At 62.3% G+C, this 25,895-nt stretch carries 23 protein-coding genes; 13 read left to right on the plus strand and 10 right to left on the minus strand.

From position 1 onward, the window contains the following. Positions 1-13: 13 nt before the first annotated feature. On the minus strand, positions 14-934 hold the full coding sequence (locus HX866_RS20535; protein ID WP_177094057.1) for a LysR substrate-binding domain-containing protein: 921 nt from the start codon (positions 932-934) through the stop codon (positions 14-16). Between the two features lie 152 nt (positions 935-1,086). Here HX866_RS20535 and HX866_RS20540 point away from each other — a divergent pair, with 152 nt between their 5' ends. Next, entirely contained in the window at positions 1,087-2,490 is a 1,404-nt protein-coding gene (locus HX866_RS20540) for a NorM family multidrug efflux MATE transporter (protein WP_177124950.1), read from the plus strand. A 24-nt stretch (positions 2,491-2,514) separates the two neighbouring features. Here HX866_RS20540 and HX866_RS20545 read toward each other — a convergent pair whose 3' ends face one another. Continuing rightward, on the minus strand, positions 2,515-4,185 hold the full coding sequence (locus HX866_RS20545) for a putative bifunctional diguanylate cyclase/phosphodiesterase (protein WP_177140326.1): 1,671 nt from the start codon (positions 4,183-4,185) through the stop codon (positions 2,515-2,517). Between the two features lie 266 nt (positions 4,186-4,451). On the opposite strand from HX866_RS20545, the gene rep reads away from it, so the two are divergent. Together rep and HX866_RS20555 are read left to right on the plus strand one after the other, a co-directional pair. Then, on the plus strand, positions 4,452-6,461 hold the full coding sequence (rep, locus tag HX866_RS20550; RefSeq protein ID WP_177094054.1) for a DNA helicase Rep: 2,010 nt from the start codon (positions 4,452-4,454) through the stop codon (positions 6,459-6,461). Between the two features lie 55 nt (positions 6,462-6,516). Beyond that, positions 6,517-7,086, plus strand: a complete 570-nt coding sequence (locus tag HX866_RS20555) for a xanthine phosphoribosyltransferase (RefSeq protein ID WP_177094053.1) — start codon at positions 6,517-6,519, stop codon at positions 7,084-7,086. 14 nt (positions 7,087-7,100) lie between these two features. On the opposite strand, the gene HX866_RS20560 is transcribed toward HX866_RS20555, so the two are convergent. Next, positions 7,101-7,769 (minus strand): response regulator, encoded by a 669-nt coding sequence (locus tag HX866_RS20560; RefSeq protein WP_177094136.1) that lies wholly within the window; start codon positions 7,767-7,769, stop codon positions 7,101-7,103. 302 nt (positions 7,770-8,071) lie between these two features. Here HX866_RS20560 and HX866_RS20565 point away from each other — a divergent pair, with 302 nt between their 5' ends. The 7 genes from HX866_RS20565 to HX866_RS20595 all read left to right on the plus strand — a co-directional run bounded on the left by HX866_RS20565 (position 8,072) and on the right by HX866_RS20595 (position 15,336). Then, positions 8,072-8,635 carry a fimbrial protein gene (locus HX866_RS20565; RefSeq protein WP_177124952.1) on the plus strand — a complete coding sequence of 188 codons (564 nt, stop codon included), beginning with the start codon at positions 8,072-8,074 and terminating at the stop codon, positions 8,633-8,635. Between the two features lie 61 nt (positions 8,636-8,696). Further along, positions 8,697-9,467 (plus strand): fimbria/pilus periplasmic chaperone, encoded by a 771-nt coding sequence (locus tag HX866_RS20570; RefSeq protein WP_177094051.1) that lies wholly within the window; start codon positions 8,697-8,699, stop codon positions 9,465-9,467. Between the two features lie 19 nt (positions 9,468-9,486). Continuing rightward, positions 9,487-10,272, plus strand: coding sequence for a fimbrial biogenesis chaperone (locus HX866_RS20575; RefSeq protein WP_177140327.1), 786 nt, complete (start codon positions 9,487-9,489; stop codon positions 10,270-10,272). Between the two features lie 136 nt (positions 10,273-10,408). Then, entirely contained in the window at positions 10,409-12,991 is a 2,583-nt protein-coding gene (locus tag HX866_RS20580) for a fimbria/pilus outer membrane usher protein (protein ID WP_177094049.1), read from the plus strand. A gap of 31 nt (positions 12,992-13,022) precedes the next feature. Next, a complete protein-coding gene (locus HX866_RS34075) occupies positions 13,023-14,144 on the plus strand; it encodes a fimbrial protein (RefSeq protein ID WP_218179157.1) in 1,122 nt (373 codons plus the stop codon). A 75-nt stretch (positions 14,145-14,219) separates the two neighbouring features. Continuing rightward, positions 14,220-14,753 carry a fimbrial protein gene (locus HX866_RS20590; RefSeq protein WP_177094048.1) on the plus strand — a complete coding sequence of 178 codons (534 nt, stop codon included), beginning with the start codon at positions 14,220-14,222 and terminating at the stop codon, positions 14,751-14,753. Positions 14,754-14,814: 61 nt separating this feature from the next. Beyond that, complete coding sequence (locus HX866_RS20595) at positions 14,815-15,336, plus strand: fimbrial protein (RefSeq protein WP_177094047.1); 522 nt, start codon at positions 14,815-14,817, stop codon at positions 15,334-15,336. Positions 15,337-15,367: 31 nt separating this feature from the next. Here the strand turns inward: HX866_RS20595 and HX866_RS20600 are convergent, their stop codons facing one another. The 5 genes from HX866_RS20600 to dadA all read right to left on the minus strand — a co-directional run bounded on the left by HX866_RS20600 (position 15,368) and on the right by dadA (position 21,282). After that, positions 15,368-17,290, minus strand: a complete 1,923-nt coding sequence (locus HX866_RS20600) for an acetyl-CoA hydrolase/transferase family protein (protein WP_177140328.1) — start codon at positions 17,288-17,290, stop codon at positions 15,368-15,370. Positions 17,291-17,435: 145 nt separating this feature from the next. Continuing rightward, complete coding sequence (locus HX866_RS20605; protein ID WP_177094045.1) at positions 17,436-17,906, minus strand: c-type cytochrome; 471 nt, start codon at positions 17,904-17,906, stop codon at positions 17,436-17,438. A gap of 186 nt (positions 17,907-18,092) precedes the next feature. Continuing rightward, positions 18,093-18,641: a cupin domain-containing protein gene (locus tag HX866_RS20610; RefSeq protein ID WP_100942162.1), complete on the minus strand. Its 549-nt coding sequence runs from the start codon at positions 18,639-18,641 to the stop codon at positions 18,093-18,095. A gap of 129 nt (positions 18,642-18,770) precedes the next feature. Beyond that, positions 18,771-19,844: an alanine racemase gene (gene alr / locus HX866_RS20615; protein WP_177094044.1), complete on the minus strand. Its 1,074-nt coding sequence runs from the start codon at positions 19,842-19,844 to the stop codon at positions 18,771-18,773. 133 nt (positions 19,845-19,977) lie between these two features. Beyond that, positions 19,978-21,282 (minus strand): D-amino acid dehydrogenase, encoded by a 1,305-nt coding sequence (dadA, locus tag HX866_RS20620; RefSeq protein WP_177140329.1) that lies wholly within the window; start codon positions 21,280-21,282, stop codon positions 19,978-19,980. Positions 21,283-21,441: 159 nt separating this feature from the next. Here dadA and HX866_RS20625 point away from each other — a divergent pair, with 159 nt between their 5' ends. Beyond that, positions 21,442-21,930, plus strand: coding sequence for an Lrp/AsnC ligand binding domain-containing protein (locus HX866_RS20625; protein ID WP_017125528.1), 489 nt, complete (start codon positions 21,442-21,444; stop codon positions 21,928-21,930). A 2-nt stretch (positions 21,931-21,932) separates the two neighbouring features. On the opposite strand, the gene HX866_RS20630 is transcribed toward HX866_RS20625, so the two are convergent. Further along, positions 21,933-22,286 (minus strand): YkgJ family cysteine cluster protein, encoded by a 354-nt coding sequence (locus HX866_RS20630; RefSeq protein WP_177140330.1) that lies wholly within the window; start codon positions 22,284-22,286, stop codon positions 21,933-21,935. Between the two features lie 75 nt (positions 22,287-22,361). Next, complete coding sequence (locus HX866_RS20635; RefSeq protein ID WP_177094042.1) at positions 22,362-22,607, minus strand: DUF1127 domain-containing protein; 246 nt, start codon at positions 22,605-22,607, stop codon at positions 22,362-22,364. 182 nt (positions 22,608-22,789) lie between these two features. Between HX866_RS20635 and HX866_RS20640 the strand changes: the two genes are divergently transcribed. Beyond that, entirely contained in the window at positions 22,790-24,205 is a 1,416-nt protein-coding gene (locus HX866_RS20640) for an aminotransferase-like domain-containing protein (RefSeq protein WP_177094041.1), read from the plus strand. Positions 24,206-24,265: 60 nt separating this feature from the next. Continuing rightward, positions 24,266-25,819: a phospholipase D family protein gene (locus tag HX866_RS20645; protein WP_177140331.1), complete on the plus strand. Its 1,554-nt coding sequence runs from the start codon at positions 24,266-24,268 to the stop codon at positions 25,817-25,819. Positions 25,820-25,895: the final 76 nt, after the last annotated feature.

The raw sequence follows: 25,895 nt of genomic DNA on the forward strand, positions 1-25,895 counted from the left end.
CAAAAACAGCGTATCAGCTCAGACGTTCGACGTCGGGCAACACCATGGCCGCCACCTCGCCCTGAAGAAAATCGCTGAGACGCCGCAGGCGCTCCCCGCCCGGTCGGGTCTTTGGCCAGACCAGGTAATATTTCTCACCACTGTCGACGGCGGTCGGCCACGGCAGGCTCAGACGTCCCTGGGCCACGTCCTCGGCCACCATCAGCAAGTCGCCCATGGACACCCCGTAACCCCGCGCAGCGGCAATCATGCCCAGTTCCAGGGTATCGAACAGCTGGCCGCCCTTGAGCGAGATCCGCTCGGACAGCCCCATGCGCTCCAGCCAACTGCGCCAGTCACGCCGATCCGGTGTCGGGTGCAGCAGTTCGACACTGGCCAAACGTTCGGCATCCCAAGGCCGCTCATTGAGCAGCGTAGGTGCTCCCACCGGAATCAACCACTCGGAAAACAGGTAGCTGGCCTCCCAGTCGGGCGGGAAATGGCCATTGCTGAGCAACACCGCACAATCAAATGGCTCCTGGTTGAAGTCCACGCTGTCGACATCCATCCAGGCACTGGTGAGCTGCACCTCGTTGCCCTCCTGCAAATGCCGGAAGCGGCTGAGCCGGGCCAGCAACCAGCGCATGGTCAAGGTCGACGGCGCCTTCATGCGCAGGATGTCGTCTTCGGCGCGCAAGGTATTGCAGGCCCGCTCCAGGGCACCGAAACCGTCGCGGATACCCGGCAGCAGCAAACGCGCGGATTCGGTCAGTTGCAGATTGCGCCCGTTACGCTGAAACAGCCGACAGGCGAAGTGCTCTTCAAGCGTACGAATATGTCGGCTGACCGCACTCTGAGTAATGGAAAGCTCCTCCGCCGCCCGGGTGAACGAACTGTGGCGGGCCGCCGCTTCAAACGCACGCAAGGCATACAGGGGAGGTAGACGACGGGACATGGGCAGCGCTCCGATAACGCAATCAGGCCACCCTAGCAGAAACCGCCTTGCATGAGTTTTTATCATGCGAGCAATCGGTTTTATCCCTTTGTGCAAATGCCCGGGAACCCTGAAAATCAACGGTTCTCACTGCCTTCCACCTGCCGAGCCTGATGATCATGAAGCATTCAGCACGCACCGAACTCTGGGCCATCCTGCGGCTGTCCGGGCCGCTGATCGCCTCGCAGTTGGCGCATATGCTGATGGTGCTGACCGACACCCTGATGATGGCCCGGCTCAGCCCCGAAGCCCTGGCCGGCGGCGGCCTGGGGGCGGCGAGTTATTCGTTCGTGTCGATTTTCTGTATTGGCGTGATCGCGGCCGTCGGCACCCTGGTGTCCATTCGCCAGGGCGCCGGCGATATCGAAGGTGCGACCCGCCTGACCCAGGCCGGACTGTGGCTGGCCTGGGCCATGGCCCTGGTGGCCGGCCTGCTGCTGTGGAACCTCAAGCCGGTGCTGCTGATGTTCGGCCAGACCCCGACCAACGTGCACGCCGCCACGCAATTTCTGACGGCGCTGCCGTTCGCCCTGCCCGGCTACCTGAGCTTCATGGCCCTGCGCGGGTTCACCAGCGCCCTGGGCCGCGCCACCCCGGTGATGGTGATCAGCCTGTGCGGGACCGTGGCCAACTTTGCCCTCAACTATGCCCTGATCACCGGGATGTTCGGCCTGCCGAAGCTGGGCCTGGTGGGTATCGGCCTGGTCACCGCCCTAGTCGCAAGCTGCATGGCCCTGGCGCTGGCCTGGCATATCCGCCAACACCCGGCCTACCGCAACTACCCCTTGCTGCGGGGGCTGTCGCGGCCCAACTGGCAGTACCTGCGCGAACTCTGGCGCCTGGGTCTGCCCATTGGCGGAACCTATGCCGTGGAAGTCGGGCTGTTCGCCTTTGCCGCGCTGTGCATGGGCACCATGGGCAGCACGCAATTGGCGGCGCACCAGATCGCCCTGCAGATCGTCTCGGCGGCCTTTATGGTGCCGGCAGGGATCTCCTATGCCATCACCATGCGCATCGGCCTGCACTATGGCGCCGGACAGTTGCTGGATGCGCGCCTGGCCGGCCGGGTCGGGATCGCCTTCGGCGCGGCCGCCATGCTGGCCTTTGCCGCGCTGTTCTGGCTGGCGCCGAATCAGTTGGTCGGGCTGTTCCTGGATCGCAACGACCCGGCGTTCCAACCGGTCATCGAACTGGCGGTCAAACTGCTGGCGGTGGCCGCCTGGTTCGAGCTGTTCGACGGCACCCAGACCATCGCCATGGGCGCAATTCGGGGCCTGAAAGACGCCAAGACCACCTTCCTCGTGGGCCTGGCCTGCTACTGGCTGATCGGCGCCCCGGCGGCGTGGTTGCTGGCGTTTGATTTCAACCAGGGCCCGACCGGTGTCTGGTGGGGACTGGCGCTGGGCCTGGCCTGCGCGGCGGTGAGCCTGACACTGGCCTTCGAATGGCGGATGAAGCGGATGCTCGGACGCCATGGGGCGCCAGGTCATCAACGCAACATCATGGATGCAGCCTGAGTCGACAGGCTGCATCCAGCGGCATCAAACCACTTCCTGGACCACCGACTGAGCGGCGCCAAAGGTCAGATACTCCACCAGTTCCGCCAGTGGCAACGGCTTGCTGATCAGGTAACCCTGGACCTGGTCGCAGCCGAACTCGCGCAGCAAGGCCAGTTGCTCGGGGGTTTCCACCCCTTCGGCCACGACCTCCAGATGAAGGTTGTGGGCCAGGTTGACCATGGCATGCACCAGCTTGCGGTTCTCCTCACGCAGCTCCATGCCGCCGACAAAACTCTTGTCCACCTTGAGCAAGGCGATGGGCAGGCTGTTGAGGTGCACGAAGGAAGAAAACCCGGTGCCGAAGTCGTCCAGGGAAAAGCGCACGCCCAGCCGCCCGAGGGCATCCATGGTCTGCTTGACCAGGTCGCTGCGGCGCATCACTGCAGTTTCAGTGAGTTCGAACTCCAGCCACTGCGCCTCGACGCCACGCTCGCTGATCAGCCGACTCAAGGTCGGGAGCAACTGGCTGTCCTGGAACTGCCGGAACGACAGGTTGACCGCCATGTGCAACGGCGCCAGCCCGCGCTCGCGCAAGGCCTGCATATCCCGCAGCGCCCGGGAAATCACCCAGTAACCCAACGGCACGATCAGGCCACTTTGTTCGGCCAGGGGCACGAACTCGCTGGGCGGCAACAGCCCACGCTCGCCGTGACGCCAGCGCACCAGGGCTTCGAGCCCGACGATCCGGCCACTGCCCAGGTCGAGACGCGGCTGGTAATGCAACTCCAGTTCGTCGCGGCGCAGCGCCCGACGCAGTTCGCTTTCCAGGTCGGCGAGACTGCGGGCGTTGCGATTGATGCGCTCATTGAAGATGTGAAAGGTACAACCCTGGGTGCTCTTGGCCTGCTGCATGGCGATATGCGCATGCCACATCAACGGGTCGGCCCCGGCGTTGGCGCGGGTATGGGCGATGCCCAGGCTGCAGCCGATCAACAGGCTCTCGCCGTCGATCCAGTAAGGCTCGGCCATGGCCTCGACAATCCGTTCGGCCACACTCTCGGCGCGCTGGGGCGCACGACGGGTGTCGATCAGCAGGGCGAATTCGTCGCTGCCCAGGCGGGCGAGCTGGTCGCCGGCCTCGAGCTGGCTCTTGAGCCGCGCAACCACCTGCAGGATCAGCCGGTCGCCGGCCTGGTGACCCAGGGCGTCGTTGGCATGTCGGAAATTGTCCAGGTCCAGGTGCCCGAGGGCCAGACCACGTCCTTCGTTTTCAGCCAGGCGCGCCGCCAGCAAGGTCTGGAAGCCCTGGCGATTGGCGATGCCAGTCAGCGGGTCCTGCTCGGCCAGGCGCTGCAAGGTGTTTTCCAGCACGCCACGCTCACGTACATGGCGCAGGCAGCGGCGCAAGGTCGGCGCATCGAGGCCCTGGCGAACCAGCCAGTCACTGACCCCCAGGGGCGCGATCAACGGCTCTTCATCCAGCAACAGGATGGTCGACAGGTGGCAGCGGCCCGGTGCGGGCTGCAGGTTCGGCACCGTCAACAACAGCGCCGTGCGATCAGCCTCGAACAGGCGGCTGACCACCTCCCAGGAGGGCGCATGGATCAACACGGCCGAGTCTCCCAAAGGAGCCAGACACTCGCGCAACAAGGCCGCCCACTCCGGCTCATCGGCCAGAAGCAGCAAACGCAAGGGTTCCACAGGCGTAGACAAGCTGACTCCCTAAACTCTGCAAAAAACGTTGACGATCAACATTGCGACACGCTTCGGGGCGACTTTAAATACGATTGATTATCAAGTGCTTGGCTGTGTAACACAAATGTGAACAATAGCTGTAAATCCGCCGCGCATCCTGCGTGAAAGTAACAAAACCGGCAAATTTAGATAGAGCGGCACGTCACAGTGTCGGAGAGTCGCAGCAGAATCCTTCCAGCCTGTTAAAATGCCCGCCCTTTTTGCAACAGACTCCTGACTCCGTCATGTCCCGACTCAATCCCCGGCAGCAAGAAGCCGTGAACTACGTCGGCGGCCCTCTTTTGGTGCTCGCCGGTGCCGGCTCCGGCAAAACCAGCGTGATCACCCGCAAGATCGCCCACTTGATCCAGAACTGCGGTATCCGTGCCCAGTACATCGTCGCGATGACCTTCACCAACAAGGCCGCACGGGAAATGAAGGAGCGCGTCGGCACCCTGCTCAAGGGCGGCGAAGGCCGTGGCCTGACGGTGTCGACCTTCCACAACCTGGGGTTGAACATCATCCGCAAGGAGCACGTGCGGCTGGGCTACAAGCCAGGCTTCTCGATCTTCGATGAGGCCGACGTCAAGGCCCTGATGACCGACATCATGCAGAAGGAATACTCGGGCGACGACGGCGTCGACGAGATCAAGAACATGATCGGCTCGTGGAAAAACGACCTGATCCTGCCGCCCCAGGCCCTGGAGAATGCGCGCAATCCCAAGGAGCAGACCGCCGCCATCGTCTACACCCACTACCAGCGCACGCTCAAGGCGTTCAACGCGGTGGACTTCGACGACCTGATTCTGCTGCCGGTGAAACTCTTCGAGGAACATGCCGACATCCTGGAAAAGTGGCAGAACAAGGTCCGCTACCTGTTGGTGGACGAATACCAGGACACCAACGCCAGCCAATACCTGCTGGTAAAAATGCTGATCGGCACTCGCAACCAGTTCACCGTGGTCGGCGACGACGACCAGTCGATCTACGCCTGGCGCGGTGCGCGGCCAGAAAACCTGATGCTGCTCAAGGACGACTATCCGTCCCTGAAAGTGGTGATGCTGGAGCAGAACTACCGCTCCACCAGCCGCATCCTGCGTTGCGCCAACGTGCTGATCTCGAACAACCCCCACGAATTCGAAAAGCAGTTGTGGAGCGAAATGGGCCACGGCGACGAAATCCGCGTGATCCGTTGCCGCAACGAGGACGCCGAGGCCGAGCGCGTGGCCGTGGAAATCCTCAGCCTGCACCTGCGCACCGACCGACCCTACAGTGATTTCGCCATCCTCTACCGGGGCAACTACCAGGCCAAGCTGATCGAGCTGAAGCTGCAGCACCACCAGATTCCCTATCGCCTGTCAGGGGGCAACAGCTTTTTCGGACGTCAGGAGGTGAAGGATCTGATGGCCTACTTCCGCCTGATCGTGAACCCGGACGACGACAACGCCTTCCTGCGGGTGATCAACGTCCCACGCCGGGAGATCGGTTCGACCACTCTGGAAAAACTCGGCAACTACGCCACCGAGCGCAAGATCTCGATGTACGCCGCCACCGACGAAATCGGCCTGGGCGAACACCTGGACAGCCGCTTCACCGACCGCCTGGCGCGTTTCAAGCGTTTCATGGACCGTGTGCGTGAACAGTGCGCCGGCGAAGATCCGATCTCGGCCCTGCGCAGCATGGTCATGGACATCGACTACGAGAATTGGCTGCGCACCAACAGCTCCAGCGACAAGGCCGCGGACTACAGGATGGGCAACGTCTGGTTCCTGATCGAAGCGCTGAAGAACACCCTGGAAAAAGACGAAGACGGCGACATGACCGTCGAGGACGCCATCGGCAAGCTGGTGCTGCGCGACATGCTCGAGCGCCAGCAGGAAGAAGAGGACGGCGCCGAAGGCGTGCAGATGATGACCCTGCATGCCTCCAAGGGGCTGGAATTTCCCTACGTGTTCATCATGGGCATGGAGGAGGAAATCCTCCCACACCGTTCCAGCATCGAGGCCGACACCATCGAGGAAGAACGGCGCCTGGCCTACGTCGGCATTACCCGTGCCCGTCAGACCCTGGCCTTCACCTTTGCCGCCAAGCGCAAGCAGTACGGCGAGGTCATCGACTGCGCACCAAGCCGTTTCCTCGATGAACTACCGCCGGACGACCTGGCCTGGGAAGGCAACGACGACACGCCGACCGAAGTGAAAGCCGTACGCGGCAATTCGGCATTGGCGGATATACGCGCGATGTTAAAGCGCTAGAATTGAGCATTTTTTAATCTATCTTCAGCGCAAAGGCGCTATTCGAGGACGTTCCGTGGAAGCACTGCACAAGAAAATTCGCGAAGAAGGCATCGTGCTTTCCGATCAGGTACTGAAGGTCGACGCCTTCCTGAACCACCAGATCGACCCGCAGTTGATGAAACTGATCGGTGACGAATTCGCCAGACTGTTCGCCGACTCGGGCATTACCAAGATCGTTACCATCGAAGCTTCGGGCATTGCCCCGGCGATCATGACCGGGCTGAACCTCGGCGTGCCGGTGATTTTCGCCCGCAAGCACCAGTCCCTGACCCTGACTGAAAACCTGCTGTCGGCGACCGTGTATTCCTTCACCAAGCAGGTGGAAAGCACCGTGGCAATTTCCCCGCGCCACCTGACCAGCAGCGACCGCGTGCTGATCATCGATGACTTCCTGGCCAACGGCAAAGCGTCCCAGGCGCTGATCTCGATCATCAAGCAGGCCGGTGCGACCGTCGCCGGCCTGGGTATCGTCATCGAGAAATCCTTCCAGGGCGGCCGTGCCGAACTGGATGCCCAGGGTTATCGCGTGGAATCCCTGGCCCGGGTGCAATCGCTGGCCGGTGGGGTCGTCAGTTTTCTCTGACAAGAACCCGGAAATCAGAGGCCTATCGCACTCGAGTCCCGCAGCGAGCCGGATAACTTGAACAACTCGCTGTCGGTCTTGATCCCCAGCTTGCGGTAGGCCGACTGTTTCTGCGTGCTGATGGTATTGGCGCTGCGTGAGAACTTGGCGGCGATCCCATTCACCGACATGCCATCTAGAAAGCAGCGCAACACTTCCCGCTCCCGCGGTGAAAGAATCTCATGGTGCGCACAGCCGCACGTGCGCTCGGCGGTGACCGACACCTTGCACAGCGCCGACTGCGACACCCCCACCTCCCGCGCCATGTCGGGATGCAGGTAGATCTTGCCGCGGGCCACGGTACGGATGGCGGCCGCCAGTTCGTCCAGCCGCTGGGACTTGCCGAAGAAACCCCAGCTTCCCGCCTGCAGCGCCAGCGACACGGTCGCCGGCGTGTACTGCGCCGACAGCACCAGGGTCCGGCACTCGGGATAACGCACCCGGAGTGCGCGGATCAGGTTGACACCGTCGATCTCCAGCGGACCGAGCATGAAGTCGACGACGACGATATCGGGTCGTCGATTGGCCAACGCGGCGAACAGTTCCCCACTCGTGGAAAAGGAACCGACGATCTCAAGATCGGACTCCTTGGATAACCACAGGGCCGTACCCACCCTGATCACCTCATGGTCGTCCAGCAGCATGACGGTGCGGGTACCCGGAAATACGCTACTCATTTTGGATCAGACCTCCTGAATGATGAAAGCCAGGCCGGCAACGGGAGGGGCCCGGCTAAGACCTACAGAACTTTCAGACTTATAGCAGCCAACCCCGGGAGCACAAACGACAACCCATTCGAGAAATCACGAAACTGCCCGGGTTCGAGGTATCTCGATAGTCCAGCGGTGCGGCTTGCAAGAGAGTGGTAACCCTCATCCGACAGGCTAGCGCCTTCCCTAGCCGCCTGGCGGAGGAGACATCAACTGAAACCATTCAAGGTAATCCGATGAAAATCTCTCAAGTCTCTGCCGCCGTCTCCCTGGCCCTCGCGGCCCTTATCGCCCTGCCGGCTTTCGCGGCCAACGACGGCATCATCACCTTCAACGGCCTGGTAACCGACGTGACCTGCACCATTGAAGGCGAAGCGCCAGGCGGCGGCACCGTGGTCAAGAACATCGACCTGGGCGGTGTGCCCGCCTCGCTCCTGGCAAACGCCGGCGATCGCCGCAACCTCACCGGCTTCACCATTCGCGTCGGCTCACCAGGCGAAACCGCCTGCACCGACGGCCGCACCGCGATGATCGCATTCGACCCGAGCAGCCCGGCCATCGATGTCGCCACCGGCCGCCTGAACATCGACAGCACGGCAGACTCTGCCAGCAACGTCCAGGTCGAAGTGACCCGCCGCGACGGCACGCCGATCCACGTCTACACCGAAAAATCCGAAGGCGTGGTCATTGCCGACAACCAGGCGCTCATCCCCCTGGCCGCCCAGTACTACGCCACTGGCGCCGCGGGCGAAGGCGAGGTCAACACCCGGGTCGGCTTCATGGTCGAGTACGCCGACTAAGCGCCATCCAAAGGGCCCGTGCCCTGTCGCGGGTCCAGCCTTCAATACGAGAGCTTCGCCAATGAACAACCTGGCTCGTTCGGGCATGGTCATCTGTGCCCTTCTGACGGCATCGCTGCACGCTACGTCCTCGTTTGCCGCCGTGATCATCCATGGCGCGCGCGTGATCTATCCCGCCGAACAGCAGGAAGTCGTGGTCCGTCTGGAGAACAAGGGCGAACGCCCCGCCCTGGTCCAGCTCTGGCTCGATGACGGCGACAAACTTGCGACGCCCGCCACCGCGCAGGCGCCCTTCACCGCGCTACCGCCGATCCTGCGCATCGAACCGAAAAAACAGCAGGCCCCTCGCCTGCGTTATACCGGCGAGCCATTGCCCAAGGACCGCGAAAGCCTGTTCTGGCTGAATGTGCTGGAAGTGCAGCCAACCGCCGCCGATGCCAAGGACAGGAACCTGCTGGAGCTGTCGTTTCGCTCTCGTCTGCGGGTGTTCTTCCGACCCGAGGGGTTGCCCTATTCGAAGGCCGCCGCGGCACCGAGGCTGAGCTGGAAGCTGGTGTCCCATGAAGGCGGTCACGCCCTGGAAGTCGTCAACCCGACGCCTTATCACGTCTCGCTGGGATCGGTCGAACTGGTGGGCAAAAGCGGCAACGAACGTTACCCGAAAGCCCCGAACAAGGAGGTCAACGACAGCCTGTTGTTGCCGGCCGGCGATATCAAACGCTTCGTACTACCCGGCCTACGGACCCCGCCAGCGGGTGCACTGAAGGTCGAGTTCAGCGCGATCAGCGATTTCGGCGCGCGGGTCAGCCATACCGCCGACATCCCCTCTTGAACCGGACCAACGATTGACCATGAACGCCCTCAGATCCCAGCACACCACCCGCTTCACTCGCCGCAAAGCGCGGCTCGTCCTGGCGACCCTGACGTTGATCGCCAGCGTCACGGCCCAGGCCAGCGTCGTCATCACCGGCACCCGCGTGGTGTACCCGGCGAACCAGAAGGAAGTGAGCATACGTTTCGAGAACAAGAACCAGAAACCGGCGCTGGTACAGGTCTGGCTGGACAGCGGCGACGAGGAAGTGACGCCGGAACAGGCCAAGGTCCCGTTTGTCGCCACGCCACCGATCTTTCGGATGGAGCCGGAAAAGCAGCAGGTCGTGCGCCTGACCTATACCGGCGAACCGCTGCCCACGGATCGCGAGAGCCTGTTCTGGCTCAACATGCTGGAAGTCCCGCCCAAGGCCCGGGATTCGGAGCAGAGCAATCAGTTGCAACTGGCGTTCAAGACCCGGATCAAGGTGTTCTTCCGACCACAGGGCCTGCCGTACGAGACGGCACAGGCCGCCGAAAAACTGCTCTGGAAGCTGGTGCAAACCGAGCAGGGGCCGACCCTGGAAGTGCATAACCCGACGCCCTACCACCTGAACTTCGATTCGGTGGGTCTGCTGGCGGCGGGGCAACGCCATGCCAAGCCGGTCGGCGAGACCGCAGCCGAGAACATGGTCAATCCCCATGCCAGCAACCGTTTCCCCCTACCAAGCCTGAAATCGGCCCCGGGTGCCGGCGCCCAGGTCGAATTCCAGATCATCGACGACTACGGTGCCCGGCAGACACACAAAGCCCAGGTCATGCCATGACGGGCTGAACGAAGACCCGGCGTCACTTGAACGCCCACCCGTAACGACACCTCCGGCCCCGTCGCGACCCAAAACACACGACGGTAGGGAGCGGCTTGCCCAAATCCGGCAATACACAAGGTCTGGAACGTTAGCGATGAGATCGAAAACACAACCTGTAGCCGGTGGAACGCACCCTGTGCGCAGCCGCCTGGCCCACGTCATTCACAGCCTTCTGCTGCTGGGAGCCGGCAGCGCCCTGGCCGCCGACGAGGTCGAGCGGGTGGAGTTCAACCCGGCCTTCTTTCCAGGAGGTGGCGGGCAGATCGACATCTCGCGCTTCAACGAAGGCAATGTGGTCCTGCCGGGACATTATCGTGCCGATATCACCGTCAACGGTGGCTGGATCGGCCGCGACGAACTGACCTTCGCCAGCGTCGAGGGCCAGAAAAACGCCCAGCTTTGCCTGGACCGCAGCCTGCTGATCAGGCTCGGGGTCGACCTTGACGGGGTAGCGCAAAAGGCCGCCGAAGCCGGTGAAACCGTTCCGCCGCCACTACCGAGCACGCCGGCCTGCGGCGATATCAGTACCTATCTACCCGGCGCCAGCGCCCGCTTCGATGCCGGCGAGAGCCGGCTGGACCTGCAAGTCCCGCAGATTTACCTGGCGCGCAAGGCACGCGGTTATGTCAGCCCGGAGCATTGGGATCCGGGCGTGAACGCGGCGTTCATCCGCTACGATGCCAACGCGTTCAGGAACAGCAACCAGGGCCGTTCATCGCTCTCCAACTCCCTGAGGCTGAACACCGGTCTCAACCTGAACGGTTGGCACCTGCGGCACAACGGCGCCTACAGCAGCAACAATGCCAGCAGCAGCTACCAGAGCAGCGCCACCTATGTGCAACGGGAACTGCCCGAGCTGCAAGCGCAATTCATGACCGGCGAAATCTACACCAGCGGCGAGCTGTTCGACGGCATTCGCCTGCGCGGCGCCACCCTCTCCACCGACGATCGCATGTTGCCCGACTCGCAGACCGGCTATGCGCCCACCGTCCGTGGCGTGGCCGAGACCAACGCCCGGGTCAGCATACGCCAGCGCGGCATACTGCTCGACGAAGTCAGCGTGGCCCCGGGGCCCTTCGTGCTCGACGACCTGTTCCCCACCGGCTACGGCGGCGATCTGGAGGTCACCGTCACCGAGGCTGACGGGCGCCAGCGACAATTCATCGTACCTTTCGCTTCCGATGTGAAGCTGCTCCGGCCCGGCTATAGCCGCTATTCCCTGAGCGTGGGCGAGATGGCCGAGCTCGGCGTCAACAGCAATCCCTGGCTGAGCCAGGGCACCTTCCAGTACGGCCTGAACAACCTGCTCACCGGCTATACCGGTGCCTTGGCCTCGGAAGGTTATGCCTCGCAAATCTTCGGCGCGGCTCTCAATACCCCGCTGGGCGCAATTTCGCTGGACCTGACCACTTCCCATGCCGAACTGCCGGGGAATGGAAGCCGCCGGGGCCAGAGCCTGCAGGCACGCTACAACAAGAACTTCGCCGACACCGGGACCAACTTCGCCCTCGGCGCCTTCCGTTATTCCACCGACGGTTTCCTCACCGCGCGGGATACCGCGCGACTGCGTGAACTGGCCCGCGACGGAGGCAATCTGGACAATATCAGCCGGGTCCGCGAACGCCTGGATATCAGCCTCAACCAGAGCCTGGAGCGGGGCTCGGTGTTCCTCACCGGCTCGTCGCAGAACTACTGGAACCGCAAGGGCGGCAGCCTGAGCTTCAGCGCCGGCTACAGCAGCAACTGGCAACGCATGAACTACACCGTCAGTGCCCAGCGTACCCGCGACCTGCTCACCGAGCGCAGCAACAACCAGGTCGATCTCACCATCAGCCTTCCGCTCGGCTACTCGAACCGCGCGCCCAACCTGTCGAGCACACTGACCCATGGCGACCGGCAAAACAGCCTCCGGACCGGCCTCAGTGGCACCTGGGGCGAACGCAACGAGATCAACTACGGGGCCTCGGCCAGCCACGCCGACAATGGCATCGGCAACAGCTTCAACGCCGACCTGCAATACCGCAGTCGCTACGCCCAGACCTCCACCAGTTACAGCCAGGGCAACGGCTACCACTCGCAATCCCTGGGCTTGTCCGGCGGCATCGTGGCCCATGCCGACGGCCTGACCCTGACCCCGGAACTCGGCGACACCATCGGCCTGGTCAGCGCGCCCGGAGCCAAGGGCGCCTGGGTCGGCAACAACAATGCGCAGGTGGACGACAACGGCTACGCCGTGGTGCCACACCTCACGCCGTACCGCCAGAACGTGGTCGAACTGGACCCCAAGGGCATGTCCCATGACGTGGAGCTCAAGTCCGCCTCGCACAACGTCGCGCCCCGGGCCGGCTCCGTGGTGGTGATGAAGTACGAGACCAGCAGCGGCCGGGCTCTGATCATCAATGCCAGCCGGGCGGACGGCCTCCCGCTGCCCTTCGCTGCCGATGTGTTCGATCAAAGCGGCACCAACGTGGGCGTGGTCGGGCAGGCGGGCAAGATGTTCGTGCGGACCGAGCAGGACCAGGGGGTGTTGACCGTCAAATGGGGCCAAAGCCCCCATGAGCAGTGCCACATCGACTATGCCCTTGCAGAGCCAGGGAACGGCGTCCGAAACGAAAGCCTGCCGCAAATGGATGCGGTCTGCGACTCCGCGCCAGCAGCACCACAGCCCCCTCAGTAACGGCTCCATCAACGAAAGAACAGGTCATGACATGTCGAACCAAACGCTCGAACATTGCAAGGAAAGGATCGCAAACCGGGTGAAAAACCGGACCCTCTGGACCGTTGCCATAGGCCTTATTGTATCGCTCGCCTCGACAGACAAGGTCTATGCCCGAGATCCTAAAATCGGAACCTGTAGCGGCGGCGGAATAAATGCAGTCGTTGCACTGCCCACAAAAGTCGATGTATCAGATGCCCTGCCGGTTGGCGGGATGTTGACCCCCTGGACCTATAGTCCTTCCCATACCGGGGTCTTCAATTGCACCTCAAACACCACTATTGATTGGCGCCGATTTTACAACGGCTCGACGTTGACGTATGTCGGCTCGAGACCGGCAGTCGCTTGGGCTGCCGCACCTTCACCGGCCTACACGCAGAGCAGAGTGTACGCAACCAATGTTGTGGGTGTCGGATTGGCCGTTGCCGCCAAAGCGAATACAGCCACTTGGAACAACACGTCCATACCGAACAGCCCTGGTGGAACGGGAGGCATCGCGGGTTCAACCACCCAGGAGAGATCAGGTGTTGTCGGTGGACAGGCCGCGTTTGCCTTGGTGAAGACTGGAAACATATCGCCAGGGACCGTAACGGAGAGCGGTGCAATTATCGAAATGACTCCCCTTGCGATCGCATACTTACCGGGAGAATGTTGCTTTGGCGCGCCTCCGGGAGGGACCTGGTCATCCGTCTACTACAGGATTTCTCCCGTCCAGATTGTTCCTGGAACCTGCAATCTCAACGCTGGCGATGTCAACCGCACGATCGCGCTGGACCCCGTGCGGATCTCGAACTTCACCGGCATCTCCACCGGTCTCAAATACTTCGACCTGACCGCTAACTGCAGCAACGCCTCGAACGTCACCTTCAGGTTCACCGGCACCCCGGAGCCCACGAACTCCGCGCTCTTTGCCAACACCACCGGCACGGCTCGCGGCGTTGCTCTATGGCTGCATACACCGGGCCAGACCGTCAGCCACAACAGCACCCGCACCGTGGCGGTGTCAGCTAACCGCGCCGTGCTGCGCATGGGCGCGGAGTATCACAAGACCAGCGGCGCCCTGACCAAGGGCACGCTGGTGAGCCGCGTCACCGTCAACATTACCTACAACTAGCAAGCCCGTGGCAGGCGACGCTTTTCGTCAGCCACCCGGAACTGATCGACTTCTTAATCAGCAAGGACCCCGACAATGAAAGCCCCTGTTTTTGCATGTTCCTTGTGGATTGCCGCCACCACTATCGCCGCCACCGCCCATGCCGCCACCAGCGGCAACCTGAACTTTAGCGGGGAGATCCAGGGCGGCACCTGCAGCCTGGCCAGCGGTGACACCAACCGCACCATCATCCTGCCTCCGGTCAAGGTCAGTGACTTCGATAGCAGCACCTGGGCCGGGCTCCATACGTTCGACCTGACCGCCAACTGCGATCCGGATATCAGGAATGTCACCTTCACCTTCAGCGGCACGCAATCCCCTTGGTCCCCTACGCACTTCCACAATACCGGCAACTCCAGAGGCATCGTCACGGTGATTCAATCGCGCATTGGCGGAGTGGCCTACAACTTCCCGGCCAACGGCACCGCTACCGCTCGCTCGCGAACCATTGCAACAACCGCCGGCCGTGCGGTAATCCCCATGGGCGCGCACTACATGAAGATCCCCATCAGCACCGTCACCAAAGGCACACTGGTGACTGCAGCCTTCGTGACCATTTCCTACAACTGACGCACCCAGGCCCTGCCTGGCCGCAACCTGCCAGTCGGCCCGCGAGAACGGACAACACCCCATGAAAATCTACCTGATACCCCTGGCGCTGACGGTGGTGGGCATCACCCAGGCCTCGGCCGCCGAGGACCCGAACCAGGGCAACCTGCAGATCAATGGCACCGTCGAGGGAGGCACTTGCAGCCTGATTGCCGATGACAGCAATCGCTCCATCTCACTGCCGCCGATCAGGGTCGGTGACTTCGCCAATAGCGACTCGGCGGGGCACAAGCCCTTCGAGCTGAGCGCACGCTGCGACTCGGATATCAACAGCATCACCTTCACGTTCAACGGCACCCCGGCACCCGCCGATGGCGCCCGCTTCGCCAACAGCGGCGACGCCAGCGGCCTCGCGTTGTGGCTGTACTCGCGCCTGGGGGGCGTGCAACAGACCCTCCGCGCCGACGGCAGCGACAATGCCCGCACCTTGACCCCCAGCGGCGGCCTGGCCGTACTGCCACTGGGAGCGGCCTACTGGAAATCCGGCGCGGTCAGCGAAGGCTCGCTGGAAAGCCTGGCGACGGTGGACGTCACCTACAACTGAGGCATACGCCCAGCGCCAGGACCCCCATCCGCTAGCCGGCAGTGGCTTGCAGCCCCGTCAGCAACAGGCGCTGGTACAACTCGTCACGCAGGCCTTGCGGCTGCGCCAGCCCCATGCGTTGCAGATGCACCGCAAACGCCGACGGCTCGGGCGCCTCCAACGTCGCCTTGCCCAACTCAAGCGCCTCGCTCAGCTTGAATTTGCTCTTCAGCCAGTTCAACGCCCGCAACAGCTCCCGTTCCTCGGGCTGGAAATCACAGCCCAGCGGATACTCCGGGAACAAATGCGGGTGCCGTGTCCGAATCGCCTGCAAACGTTGCGGGCTGTTATCGGCAAAGCGTGGGTCGAGACGGAAATGCCCCGGCAGTTTGCCAACTTTTTGCGCCTGCTCGATCAGTTCCGACTGAAAGCGTGAATCGGCGATATTCAGCAACGCCTCGATCACCTGGGCGTCGGTCTTGCCACGCAGATCGGCAATCCCGTACTCGGTCACGACGATATCGCGCAGATGCCGGGGGATGGTGCAATGACCATACTCCCAGACGATATTCGAACTGACCTCACCGCCCGACTCGCGCCAGCTGCGCAGAATCAGGATCGACCGCGCGCCCTCCAGCGCATGCCCCTGGGCCACGAAGTTGTACTGCCCGCCGACACCGCTGAGCACCCGGCCGTCTTCGAGCTGGTCGGCCACGCCGGCACCGAGCAAGGTCATGGTGAAGGCACTGTTGATAAAGCGCGCATCGATGCGTTGCAAGCGCTTGAGTTCTTCCTGGCCATACAGCTCGTTGATGTAGCTGATGGCGGTCATGTTGAACTCACCCAGCTTGTCCCGGGACAGCTCGTGCAGGCGCTGATAGAAACTGCGCGGCCCAAGAAAGAAGCCGCCATGCACCGCAATTCCGCCCGTCCGCAGGCCGCTGTCGAGGGTTCCGGCATTGGCTTGGCGTTGCTGCTCCAGGTCGGTGTAGACCTTGCGCCGCACAATACCCGCGTCCGCCAGCACCAACAGGCCGTTGACGAACATCTCGCTACAACCGTAAAGCCCCTCGGCGAACACCTCGACACCGCCCTCCTTGTCGAGCAGGGCTTTCCAGGGCAACAGATCGATATCCGCCAACAAGGCCTGGTAACCCTCGTTATCCGCCTGGCGGGCCAGCAAGGCAGCGGTCAACGCGTCGCCCATGGAGCCGATGCCAATCTGCAGCGTGCCGCCATCGCGCACCAGGGTGCTGGCGTGCAGGCCGATAAAGTGATCCTGGGTGTCCACGGGCATGTTCGGGGTGGAGAACAGGGTGCTGCGTTCCGCTTCATCGATCAGCAGGTCGAAGGCGTCACGGCTGAGCTCCGAGTCCCCGGGCATGTAGGGCAGGTCGCTGTGGACCTGGGCGAGCATCAGGATGGTTTCACCCGCAGCACGGCGTCGGGCGATCATCGGCAGCAGGTCGAGGGTGATGTCCGGGTTGCAGCTCAGGCTCAGTTGCCCGGGGTGCTCCGCGGACTCGGCCACCAATTGCGCGACCAGGTTCAGGCCGGCGGCGTTGATGTCGCGAGCGGCATGGCTGTAGTTGCTGCTGACGTAGTCCTGCTGGGCCTGGCTGCTGTGCAGCAGGCTGCCGGGCTGCATGAAGAACTGCTGGACGTGGATATTCGGCGGCAGGCTGTCCCGGCGCAGGTCGGCGAGGAAATCCAGTTCGGGGTAGTCACCGAATACCCGTTCGACGAAGGGTTCGAGGAAACGCCGCTGCAAGCCGTCACCCAAGGACGGGCGACCCAGGCTCAAGGCCGTGTAGATCGTCAGCCGGCGCTCCGGCAATTGCCTGATGCGCTGGTAGAGCGCGTTGATAAATCGGTTGGGCTTGCCCAAACCCAACGGGCTGGCCATGTGAATATGCATCGGCAGCCGCGCCAACACCTCGTCGACCGCACGTTCGATAGAACAGCACTGCACCATCGGAGCCTCCTCGCCTTTCCTTGAATTGAGGTTCGACCGAGCTTGCCGGGAATTTGCTGCAAATGACAGCCCGGCGACATAGGAACGCGTTTTCAGCAGATACAAAAAAGCCGCTCGTAAGCGGCTTTTTCAGAGAAGATCGTCCTTATTTCAGGCCGGACATTTTCTCGATGGCACCTTGAAGATCTTCAGTCGTACAGTCGGCGCAAGTCCCCTTCGGTGGCATGGCATTGAAGCCATGAGTCGCCACGGCTGCCAGGCCCGCGACACCCTTCTTGCCTTTCTCCTCGTCCGAGGCTCCGGCAATACTCGCAATCACGGTACTCACATGATCGGCGCGCTCTTTCCAGGCGGCGGTGTCACCGATTTTCGGCGCATTCAGCAGGCCGGTGCCATGACAAGCGTTGCAATGTTTGGCAATCACGTCATCCGGCGTCTTGGCCCCACCGCCACCGCCCACGGCGACCGCGACTTCCATCCCCTTGCACTCTTCGCCCTGAACACACACCTTGCCCACCGGATCGAGACGCTTGGCGATGTCGTCATTGATGGTCGAAGCCTGAGCGCTGATTGCCCACAGGGCGACTACGGTTGCTGGTACGGCCAGCATTTTCATAATTGGATTCACGCGTACACCCTCAATGGTGGCTAATCACGCCCGCAACCACGGTTTCGCAGGCGGCGTGAGTATAGCGGTTCGATTGCCACTCCGAAACAACCACAGTAGTTGCAAGGGTATTGCTCGAGTGGCGAATCCACACTGCCGGGCGCCTTGAAATCCCTGACCTGGCGCCTCTTGCTGTTAAAAGTTTGCCGGTGTCGCTGCGCTGATTAGTCGCGCGGGAGTATCGAACGGGTTGCGAAAGCGATGCGGCTTGGTGCTTTCAAAATAGTAGCTGTCGCCCGCTTCGAGGACGAAAGTTTCTGCACCGACCACCAATTCCAGTCGACCTTCCAACAAGATGCCCGTCTCTTCACCTTCATGGGTGAGCATTTCTTCCCCGGTATCGGCACCTGGAGGATAGATCTCATTGAGGAACGCGATGGCACGGCTGGGATGCGCGCGACCGACCAGCTTCATGGTCACGGCACCATCGGAGATATCGATCAGCTCGTTGGCTTTGTAGACGATCTGGGTCGGTTTTTCCTGGAGGATTTCCTCGGAAAAGAACTCGACCATGGACATGGGAATGCCGCCAAGCACCTTCCTCAGCGAACTGATCGAGGGGCTGACACTGTTTTTCTCAATCATTGAAATGGTGCTATTGGTGACGCCCGCGCGTTTGGCGAGTTCACGCTGAGACAGACCTTTCAGTTTTCGAATGGATTGCAGTCGTTCACCGACGTCCAATACGGCAGCCTCCCAGGGGTTCAGGCAATGTTGTAATTGAGCGATATCATGGCATAGCGTTCAGTATTTACAACACTCAGGGCCCGAATCCACCTCGGCGAGACGACCTGTGGCGCAGCGGGATTTCCCCTAGCTCCCGGTGTAGAGCCGTGGTACCCGGCGCAGGTTGCAGAAAATCTCGTAAGGAATGGTCTCGGCCTGAACCGCGACCTCGCTGGCCAGCACGTTTTTGCCCCACAACTCCACCGTCGAACCCAGCCCGGCCTGGGGCACATCGGTGAGATCGATGCACAGCATGTCCATCGACACCCGGCCCAGCAACCGGCTGCGCTGGCCGGCCACCAGTACCGGCGTGCCGGTCGGCGCGTGACGCGGATAGCCGTCGGCATAACCCAGGGCCACCACACCTATGCGCATCGGCTTCGGCGCCACGAACTGGCCGCCGTAGCCCACCGGCTCACCCGCCGGCAGTTCACGCACACTGATGACTTTCGACTCCAGGGTCATGACCGGCTGCAAGCGCGCGGCCAGGGGGTTTTCCTCTTCGAAGGGCGTCGAGCCGAACAGCAGGATGCCGGGACGCACCCAATCGCTGGCAATCTGTGGCCAACCGAGCACCGCCGGGGAGTTGCGCAGGCTGACCTCAGCCGACAGGCCTTGGCGTGCCGCTTCGAAAGTCGCCACCTGTTCGGCACTGCGTTGGCTGCCCAACTCGTCGGCACGGGCGAAGTGGCTCATCAGGACGATCTTCGCCACCTTGCCGCTGGCCAGCAGGCGCTGGTAAGCCGCCTGGTAGTCCGCCGGTTCCAGCCCGACCCGGTGCATGCCCGAGTCCAACTTGAGCCAGACATTGATCGGCTTGGCCAGCACCGCCTGCTCGATGGCTTCCAACTGCCAGAGCGCATGCACCACACACCAGAAATCATGCTCGACGATCAAGGGCAGTTCGTCGGCTTCGAAAAAGCCTTCCAGCAACAGGATCGGCGCGCGAATCCCTCCGGCCCGCAGTTCCAGAGCCTCCTCGATACAAGCCACGGCAAAACCGTCGGCCTCGGCTTCCAGGGCCTGGGCACAGCGCAGCGCGCCATGACCATAGGCATCGGCCTTGATCACCGCGAGGGCTCGGGCTCCCGAGACTTCGCGGGCCAATTGGTAGTTGTGACGCAGGGCTTGGAGGTCGATCAGGGCACGGGCAGGACGCATGGCGGCAAACTTCTGGACAGTCGAGGACGGGAATAAAAAACCGGCGCGAACGGCAATGCAGCCGCCCTCGCACCGGGAGAGGGATCGTACTTAAGTCAGGGCAGTCACAACAACGACGAGCGGGCTCAAACGCTCATTGGTGAGCTGGCGCTGGATTGACATGTTTTGCAGTCTCCCGGGGAGTGTTGCCATAACGGAAAATATCGAGGCCTTCGGCGCTGATCTGTGGCTTCTTCTTCGCCATCAGGTCAGCCAGCAAGCGACCGGAGCCACAGGCCATGGTCCAGCCGAGCGTGCCGTGACCGGTGTTCAGGAACAGATTGCGGAATGAAGTGGCCCCCACGATCGGCGTGCCGTCGGGTGTGGTCGGGCGCAAACCGGTCCAGAAGCTGGCTTGCTCGAGGTCGCCGCCCTGAGGATAAAGATCGCCGACGATCATCTCCAGCGTTTCGCGTCGCTTCGGGTTCAGCGACAGGTCAAAACCGGCGATTTCCGCCATGCCACCCACTCGGATGCGGTTGTCGAAACGAGTGATCGCGACCTTGTAGGTTTCATCAAGAATCGTCGAGGTCGGGGCCATGGCCAGGTTGGTGATCGGCACGGTCAGCGAATAACCCTTGAGCGGGTAGACCGGCGCCTTGATCCCCAGCGGCTTGAGCAACTGCGGTGAATAACTGCCCAGCGCCAGCACGTAGCGGTCGGCGGTTTCCAGCTTGCCGTCGATCCACACACCATTGATACGGTCGCCCGCATGGTCGAGCCGCTGAATGTCCTGGCCGAAGCGGAACTCCACACCCAGTTTGACAGCCATTTCGGCCAGGCGGCTGGTGAACATCTGGCAGTCGCCGGTCTGGTCGTTCGGCAGGCGCAGGGCACCGGCGAGGATATCGGTGACGCTGGCCAGGGCCGGTTCGACCCGGGCAATGCCGTCGCGATCGAGCAGTTCGTAAGGTACGCCGGAGGCCTCGAGCACCGCGATGTCTTTCGCCGCGCCATCGAGTTGCGCCTGGGTGCGGAACAACTGTGTGGTCCCCAGGCTGCGCCCTTCATAGGCAATCCCGGTTTCGGCGCGCAATTCATCGAGGCAGTCGCGGCTGTACTCGGACAGGCGGACCATGCGCTCCTTGTTCACGGCATAACGGCTGGCGGTGCAGTTGCGCAGCATCTGCGCCATCCACAGGTACTGGTCGATATCAGCGGTGGCCTTGATCGCCAGCGGCGCATGGCGCTGCAGCAACCACTTGATGGCCTTGAGCGGCACGCCCGGGGCGGCCCAGGGCGAGGCATAACCGGGCGAGACCTGGCCGGCGTTGGCGAAGCTGGTTTCCATGGCAGCGGCCGGCTGACGGTCGACCACCACCACTTCGAAACCGGCCCGGGCCAGATAATAAGCACTGGTGGTACCAATGACGCCGCTACCCAATACCAGAACTCGCATGTGTCTATTCCTCAATCCGCGGCCAGGTGCCGGTGTTTAGTGTTCAGAGCCAAGATGCGCGCAGTGTAAAAAACAATAGCCAGTGCTTTTCACTATATAAGTGCCTATATTTGGCGAGAATTCTCGGCACTATCGCTTTTGACGGAGGGGCATTCCCTAATGAGAACCAACCATCAGACCAAGCGCGAGCTGGACAAGATCGACCGCAATATCCTGCGCATCCTGCAGGCCGACGGACGCATCTCATTCACCGAGCTGGGCGAAAAGGTCGGCCTGTCCACCACCCCCTGTACCGAACGGGTTCGCCGGCTCGAACGCGAAGGCATCATCATGGGCTACAACGCCCGGCTGAACCCACAGCACCTCAAAGGCAGCCTGCTGGTGTTCGTTGAGATCAGCCTGGACTACAAATCAGGCGACACCTTCGAAGAATTCCGACGTGCCGTGCTGAAGTTGCCTCATGTGCTGGAATGCCACCTGGTCTCGGGGGATTTCGACTACCTGGTGAAAGCGCGGATTTCCGAGATGGCCTCCTACCGGAAATTGCTCGGCGACATCCTGCTCAAGCTGCCCCATGTGCGGGAATCCAAGAGCTATATCGTGATGGAGGAAGTGAAAGAGAGCCTGAACCTGCCGATTCCGGATTGAAGCTAGACGAGTACCTGCCGGGTGGTGGCGATGTATTCGTGCACCTGTTGCTCGGCCCGTGGATGAATCATCTCCACGGGACGTCGGCCATTGGGGCAAGGCAGTGTCGGCGTTGTCCCGAACAAACGACAGATCAGCGGCCGCTCGTCGTATACCGTGCAGCCGTTCGGGCCCAGGTGTACACAGTTGAGCTCATTCAGCGCGGCTTCCTGCTCGGCGGCGGTCTTGCGCGGCAGGCGGGCCATCTCCTCGGAAGAAGTGGTTACCGGCCCGCAGCAGTCGTGACAGCCCGGCACACAGTCGAAAGACGGAATTTGCTGGCGCAGAAAGCGGATTTTCTGACTGTTGCAACTCATCGAACGACGACCGGAAGAAGAATGAGCGTGGATTTTGCCTGAAAAGGCCGCTCCCGGCAGCAAACCTGCTCCGTGTCAGGAACGCCAGAACGGTTTCAAGCCTTCTTCCCGGGCCTGCTCCTCGGTCAATCCTATGTCGCGCAGCTCCTCGGAGGTGAGTGCAAGCAAGCTCTTGCGGGTACGCAGGCGATGCCAGAACAAGCCCATGAGACCGAAGGCCGGCGCGCAACGACGGGCGGAGGACGCCTTGATTGCCCGCTCGTACTCGATCACCAGTTCCTGACTGCGCAAAACCAGACGCACATCGCTCATGCCGTTCATTACCTATGCTCCTTTGTGACTCGATTGCCATGAGTACACAGGATGGGCGAACGGCCAAAACCATTACAGATTCAATCAATTTTTATTAATTCAATACAGAACTCGCCAAAGCGCGACTGAATCCTGTATTTTTGCTCTATCTGTACCGGCCAATGCTTTCCAATACCCCCGAGGACTGTGCCATGACCCTCTACGTCAACCTCGCCGAACTGCTTGGAACCCGCATAGAACAAGGTTTCTATCGTCCCGGTGATCGACTGCCTTCTGTACGGGCATTGAGTGTAGAGCACGGTGTCAGCCTGAGCACGGTGCAGCAGGCCTATCGCGTCCTGGAAGACAGCGGGCTGGCCCAGCCGAAGCCCAAGTCCGGCTATTTCGTGCCCGTGGGCCGCGAGCTGCCAGCGTTGCCCGTGGTTGGGCGCCCGGCGCAACGCCCTGTGGATATCTCGCAATGGGAGCAGGTGCTGGAACTGATCCGCGCCGTCCCGCGTGAAGACACCGTACAGTTGGGCCGCGGCATGCCGGACATCGACAGCCCGACCCTGAAACCGCTGCTGCGCAGCCTGGCGCAGATCAGCCGCCGCCAGGACATGCCCGGCCTGTCCTACGACAATATCCACGGCAACCTCGGGCTGCGCGAACAAGTGGCGCGCCTGCTGCTCGACTCCGGCTGCCAGCTTGGCCCCAACGACCTGGTGATCACCACCGGCTGCCACGAGGCCCTGTCCACCAGCATCCGCTCCATCTGCGAGCCGGGGGACATCGTCGCGGTGGACTCCCCAAGCTTTCACGGCGCCATGCAGACCCTCAAGGGCCTGGGCATGAAGGCCCTGGAAATCCCCACCGACCCGATCACCGGCATCAGCCTCGACGCCCTCGAGTTGGCCCTGGAACAGTGGCCGATCAAAGCCATACAGTTGACCCCCAATTGCAACAACCCGCTGGGCTACATCATGCCGGAGTCGCGCAAACGGGCCCTGCTGACCCTGGCCCAGCGCTTCGACGTAGCGATTATCGAAGACGATGTGTATGGCGAACTGGCCTATACCTACCCCCGTCCGCGCACCATCAAGTCCTTCGATGAAGACGGCCGCGTGCTGCTGTGCAGCTCCTTCTCCAAGACCCTCGCCCCCGGCCTGCGCATCGGCTGGGTCGCGCCCGGTCGTTACCTCGAGCGGGTACTGCACATGAAGTACATCAGCACCGGCTCCACCGCGCCGCAACCGCAGCTGGCCATCGCCGACTTCCTGAAAAACGGCCACTTCGAGCCGCATCTGCGGCGCATGCGCAGCCAATACCAGCGCAACCGCGACCTGATGATCGACTGGATCAGCCGCTATTTCCCCGCCGGCACCCGCGCCAGTCGTCCCCAGGGCAGCTTCATGCTCTGGGTCGAGCTGCCCGAGGGCTTCGATGCCCTGCGCCTGAACCGGGCACTGCAGGACCAGGGCGTGCAGATCGCGGTCGGCAGCATCTTTTCCGCCTCGGGCAAATACCGCAATTGCCTGCGCATGAACTACGCTGCCAAGCCAACCGCATTGATCGAAGAAGCCGTGCGCAAAGTCGGCGCGGCCGCGATCAAATTACTGGCGCATTGACCTTTACCCGCCAGACAGCGTCCATATACCGACACCTGCCATGACCCGGGGCGATGAACGTTGAAAGCCTGTTTGCTGCTCATTGCCCTGCTGCTGAGCGGATGCGCCTCCCTGGAGGTTCCACGGTTTCCCAGCCAAGCCCTGCCGGCGAGCGAGTCGGCCTTCGGCCGTTCGATCCAGGCCCAGGCCGCGCCCTGGCAGGGACGCTCGGGCTTTCGCCTGTTGCCCAACGGCAGTGAGGCGTTCAGGGCCCGGGCCGAATTGATCCGCGACGCCCAGGTCAGCCTCGACCTGCAGTACTACATCGTCCATGACGGCCTGAGCACCCGCATGCTGGTGGACGAACTGCTCAAGGCTGCCGATCGCGGCGTACGGGTGCGCATCCTGCTGGACGACACCGCCAGCGACGGGCTCGACGCGGTCATCGGCACGCTGGCCGCCCATCCGAATATCCATATCCGCCTGTTCAACCCGCTGAACCTGGGGCGCAGCACCGGAACGACCCGTACCCTGGGCCGCCTGTTCAATCTGTCGCAACAACATCGGCGGATGCACAACAAGCTGTGGCTGGCCGACAACAGCGTGGCCATCGTCGGCGGACGCAATCTGGGGGACGAGTATTTCGGCGCTCAGCCGGACCTGAACTTCACCGATATCGACCTGCTCGGCTTCGGCCCCGTGGCCGAGCAGCTCGGGCACAGCTTCGACCAATACTGGAACAGCGCCCTGAGCGTGCCCATCGGCGATTTCCTCTCCAACCCACCATCCACGACGGAACTGGCCAAGGCCCGGCAGCAGCTCAAGGATTCGCTGGGCAGCTATCGCCAGCACAATACCGCCCTGTACCTGAAGCTTCGGGCCTACAAGAGCGAACCGCGCATGGACCTCTGGCGCCGCGAGCTGATCTGGGCCTGGAGCCAGGCGCTGTGGGACGCACCGAGCAAGGTCCTGGCCAGGGGCGAGCCGGATCCGCAACTGCTGCTGACCACTCAACTGGCGCCGGAGCTGACCAGCGTCCATAGCGAACTGATGATGATTTCCGCCTACTTCGTGCCCGGCCAGCCAGGGCTGGTCTACCTGACCGGGCGCGCCGACGCCGGGGTCTCGGTCAGCCTGCTGACCAATTCGCTGGAAGCCACCGACGTGCCCGCCGTTCACGGTGGTTACGCGCCGTACCGCCAGGCATTGCTGGAGCACGGCGTGAAGCTTTTCGAACTGCGCCGCCAGCCCGGCAACCGTGGCGGCAGCGGGCCCCATCTGTTTCACAGTGCTGGCTACAATGGCTCGGACTCCAGCCTGCACAGCAAGGCGATGATTTTCGACCGACAGAAATCCTTTATTGGCTCGTTCAACCTCGACCCACGCTCGGTCTTGTGGAACACCGAAGTCGGCGTGCTGGTGGACAGCCCGGAGCTGGCGGAACACGTTCGCGCCCTGGCCTTGCGCGGCATGGCCCCGGCCCTGAGCTACCAGCCACGCCTGGAGCAGGGGCAGATTGTCTGGGTCACTGAAGATAACGGGCAGCTCCACGAACTGCACCGCGAGCCGGGTAACTGGTGGCGCCAGTTCAACGCCTGGTTCGCCAACCATATCGGGCTGGAGCGGATGCTCTGAGGCCTTCCAGGCATTCGCTGGATTTGTAGGAGCAACCGGTCGACGCTCGATTGCTCGCGATGACGACGCCACGAAC

The organism is Pseudomonas gingeri (assembly GCF_013386165.1).
In the GTDB taxonomy this organism is placed as follows: Bacteria; Pseudomonadota; Gammaproteobacteria; order Pseudomonadales; family Pseudomonadaceae; genus Aquipseudomonas; species Aquipseudomonas gingeri_C.

Coding starts and splice junctions, on each gene's coding strand:
- HX866_RS20600 (WP_177140328.1), bottom strand. CDS start 17,290: ATGGTGCAGTGCTGTTCTATCGAACGTGCGGTCGACGAGGTGTTGGCG.
- HX866_RS20580 (WP_177094049.1), top strand. CDS start 10,409: ATGAGATCGAAAACACAACCTGTAGCCGGTGGAACGCACCCTGTGCGC.
- HX866_RS20590 (WP_177094048.1), top strand. CDS start 14,220: ATGAAAGCCCCTGTTTTTGCATGTTCCTTGTGGATTGCCGCCACCACT.
- alr (WP_177094044.1), bottom strand. CDS start 19,844: ATGCGTCCTGCCCGTGCCCTGATCGACCTCCAAGCCCTGCGTCACAAC.
- HX866_RS20560 (WP_177094136.1), bottom strand. CDS start 7,769: ATGCTGCTGGACGACCATGAGGTGATCAGGGTGGGTACGGCCCTGTGG.
- HX866_RS20640 (WP_177094041.1), top strand. CDS start 22,790: ATGACCCTCTACGTCAACCTCGCCGAACTGCTTGGAACCCGCATAGAA.
- HX866_RS20595 (WP_177094047.1), top strand. CDS start 14,815: ATGAAAATCTACCTGATACCCCTGGCGCTGACGGTGGTGGGCATCACC.
- HX866_RS20570 (WP_177094051.1), top strand. CDS start 8,697: ATGAACAACCTGGCTCGTTCGGGCATGGTCATCTGTGCCCTTCTGACG.
- HX866_RS20575 (WP_177140327.1), top strand. CDS start 9,487: ATGAACGCCCTCAGATCCCAGCACACCACCCGCTTCACTCGCCGCAAA.
- HX866_RS20605 (WP_177094045.1), bottom strand. CDS start 17,906: ATGAAAATGCTGGCCGTACCAGCAACCGTAGTCGCCCTGTGGGCAATC.
- HX866_RS20540 (WP_177124950.1), top strand. CDS start 1,087: ATGATCATGAAGCATTCAGCACGCACCGAACTCTGGGCCATCCTGCGG.
- HX866_RS20635 (WP_177094042.1), bottom strand. CDS start 22,607: ATGAACGGCATGAGCGATGTGCGTCTGGTTTTGCGCAGTCAGGAACTG.
- HX866_RS34075 (WP_218179157.1), top strand. CDS start 13,023: ATGTCGAACCAAACGCTCGAACATTGCAAGGAAAGGATCGCAAACCGG.
- HX866_RS20625 (WP_017125528.1), top strand. CDS start 21,442: ATGAGAACCAACCATCAGACCAAGCGCGAGCTGGACAAGATCGACCGC.
- HX866_RS20630 (WP_177140330.1), bottom strand. CDS start 22,286: ATGAGTTGCAACAGTCAGAAAATCCGCTTTCTGCGCCAGCAAATTCCG.
- HX866_RS20535 (WP_177094057.1), bottom strand. CDS start 934: ATGTCCCGTCGTCTACCTCCCCTGTATGCCTTGCGTGCGTTTGAAGCG.
- dadA (WP_177140329.1), bottom strand. CDS start 21,282: ATGCGAGTTCTGGTATTGGGTAGCGGCGTCATTGGTACCACCAGTGCT.
- rep (WP_177094054.1), top strand. CDS start 4,452: ATGTCCCGACTCAATCCCCGGCAGCAAGAAGCCGTGAACTACGTCGGC.
- HX866_RS20565 (WP_177124952.1), top strand. CDS start 8,072: ATGAAAATCTCTCAAGTCTCTGCCGCCGTCTCCCTGGCCCTCGCGGCC.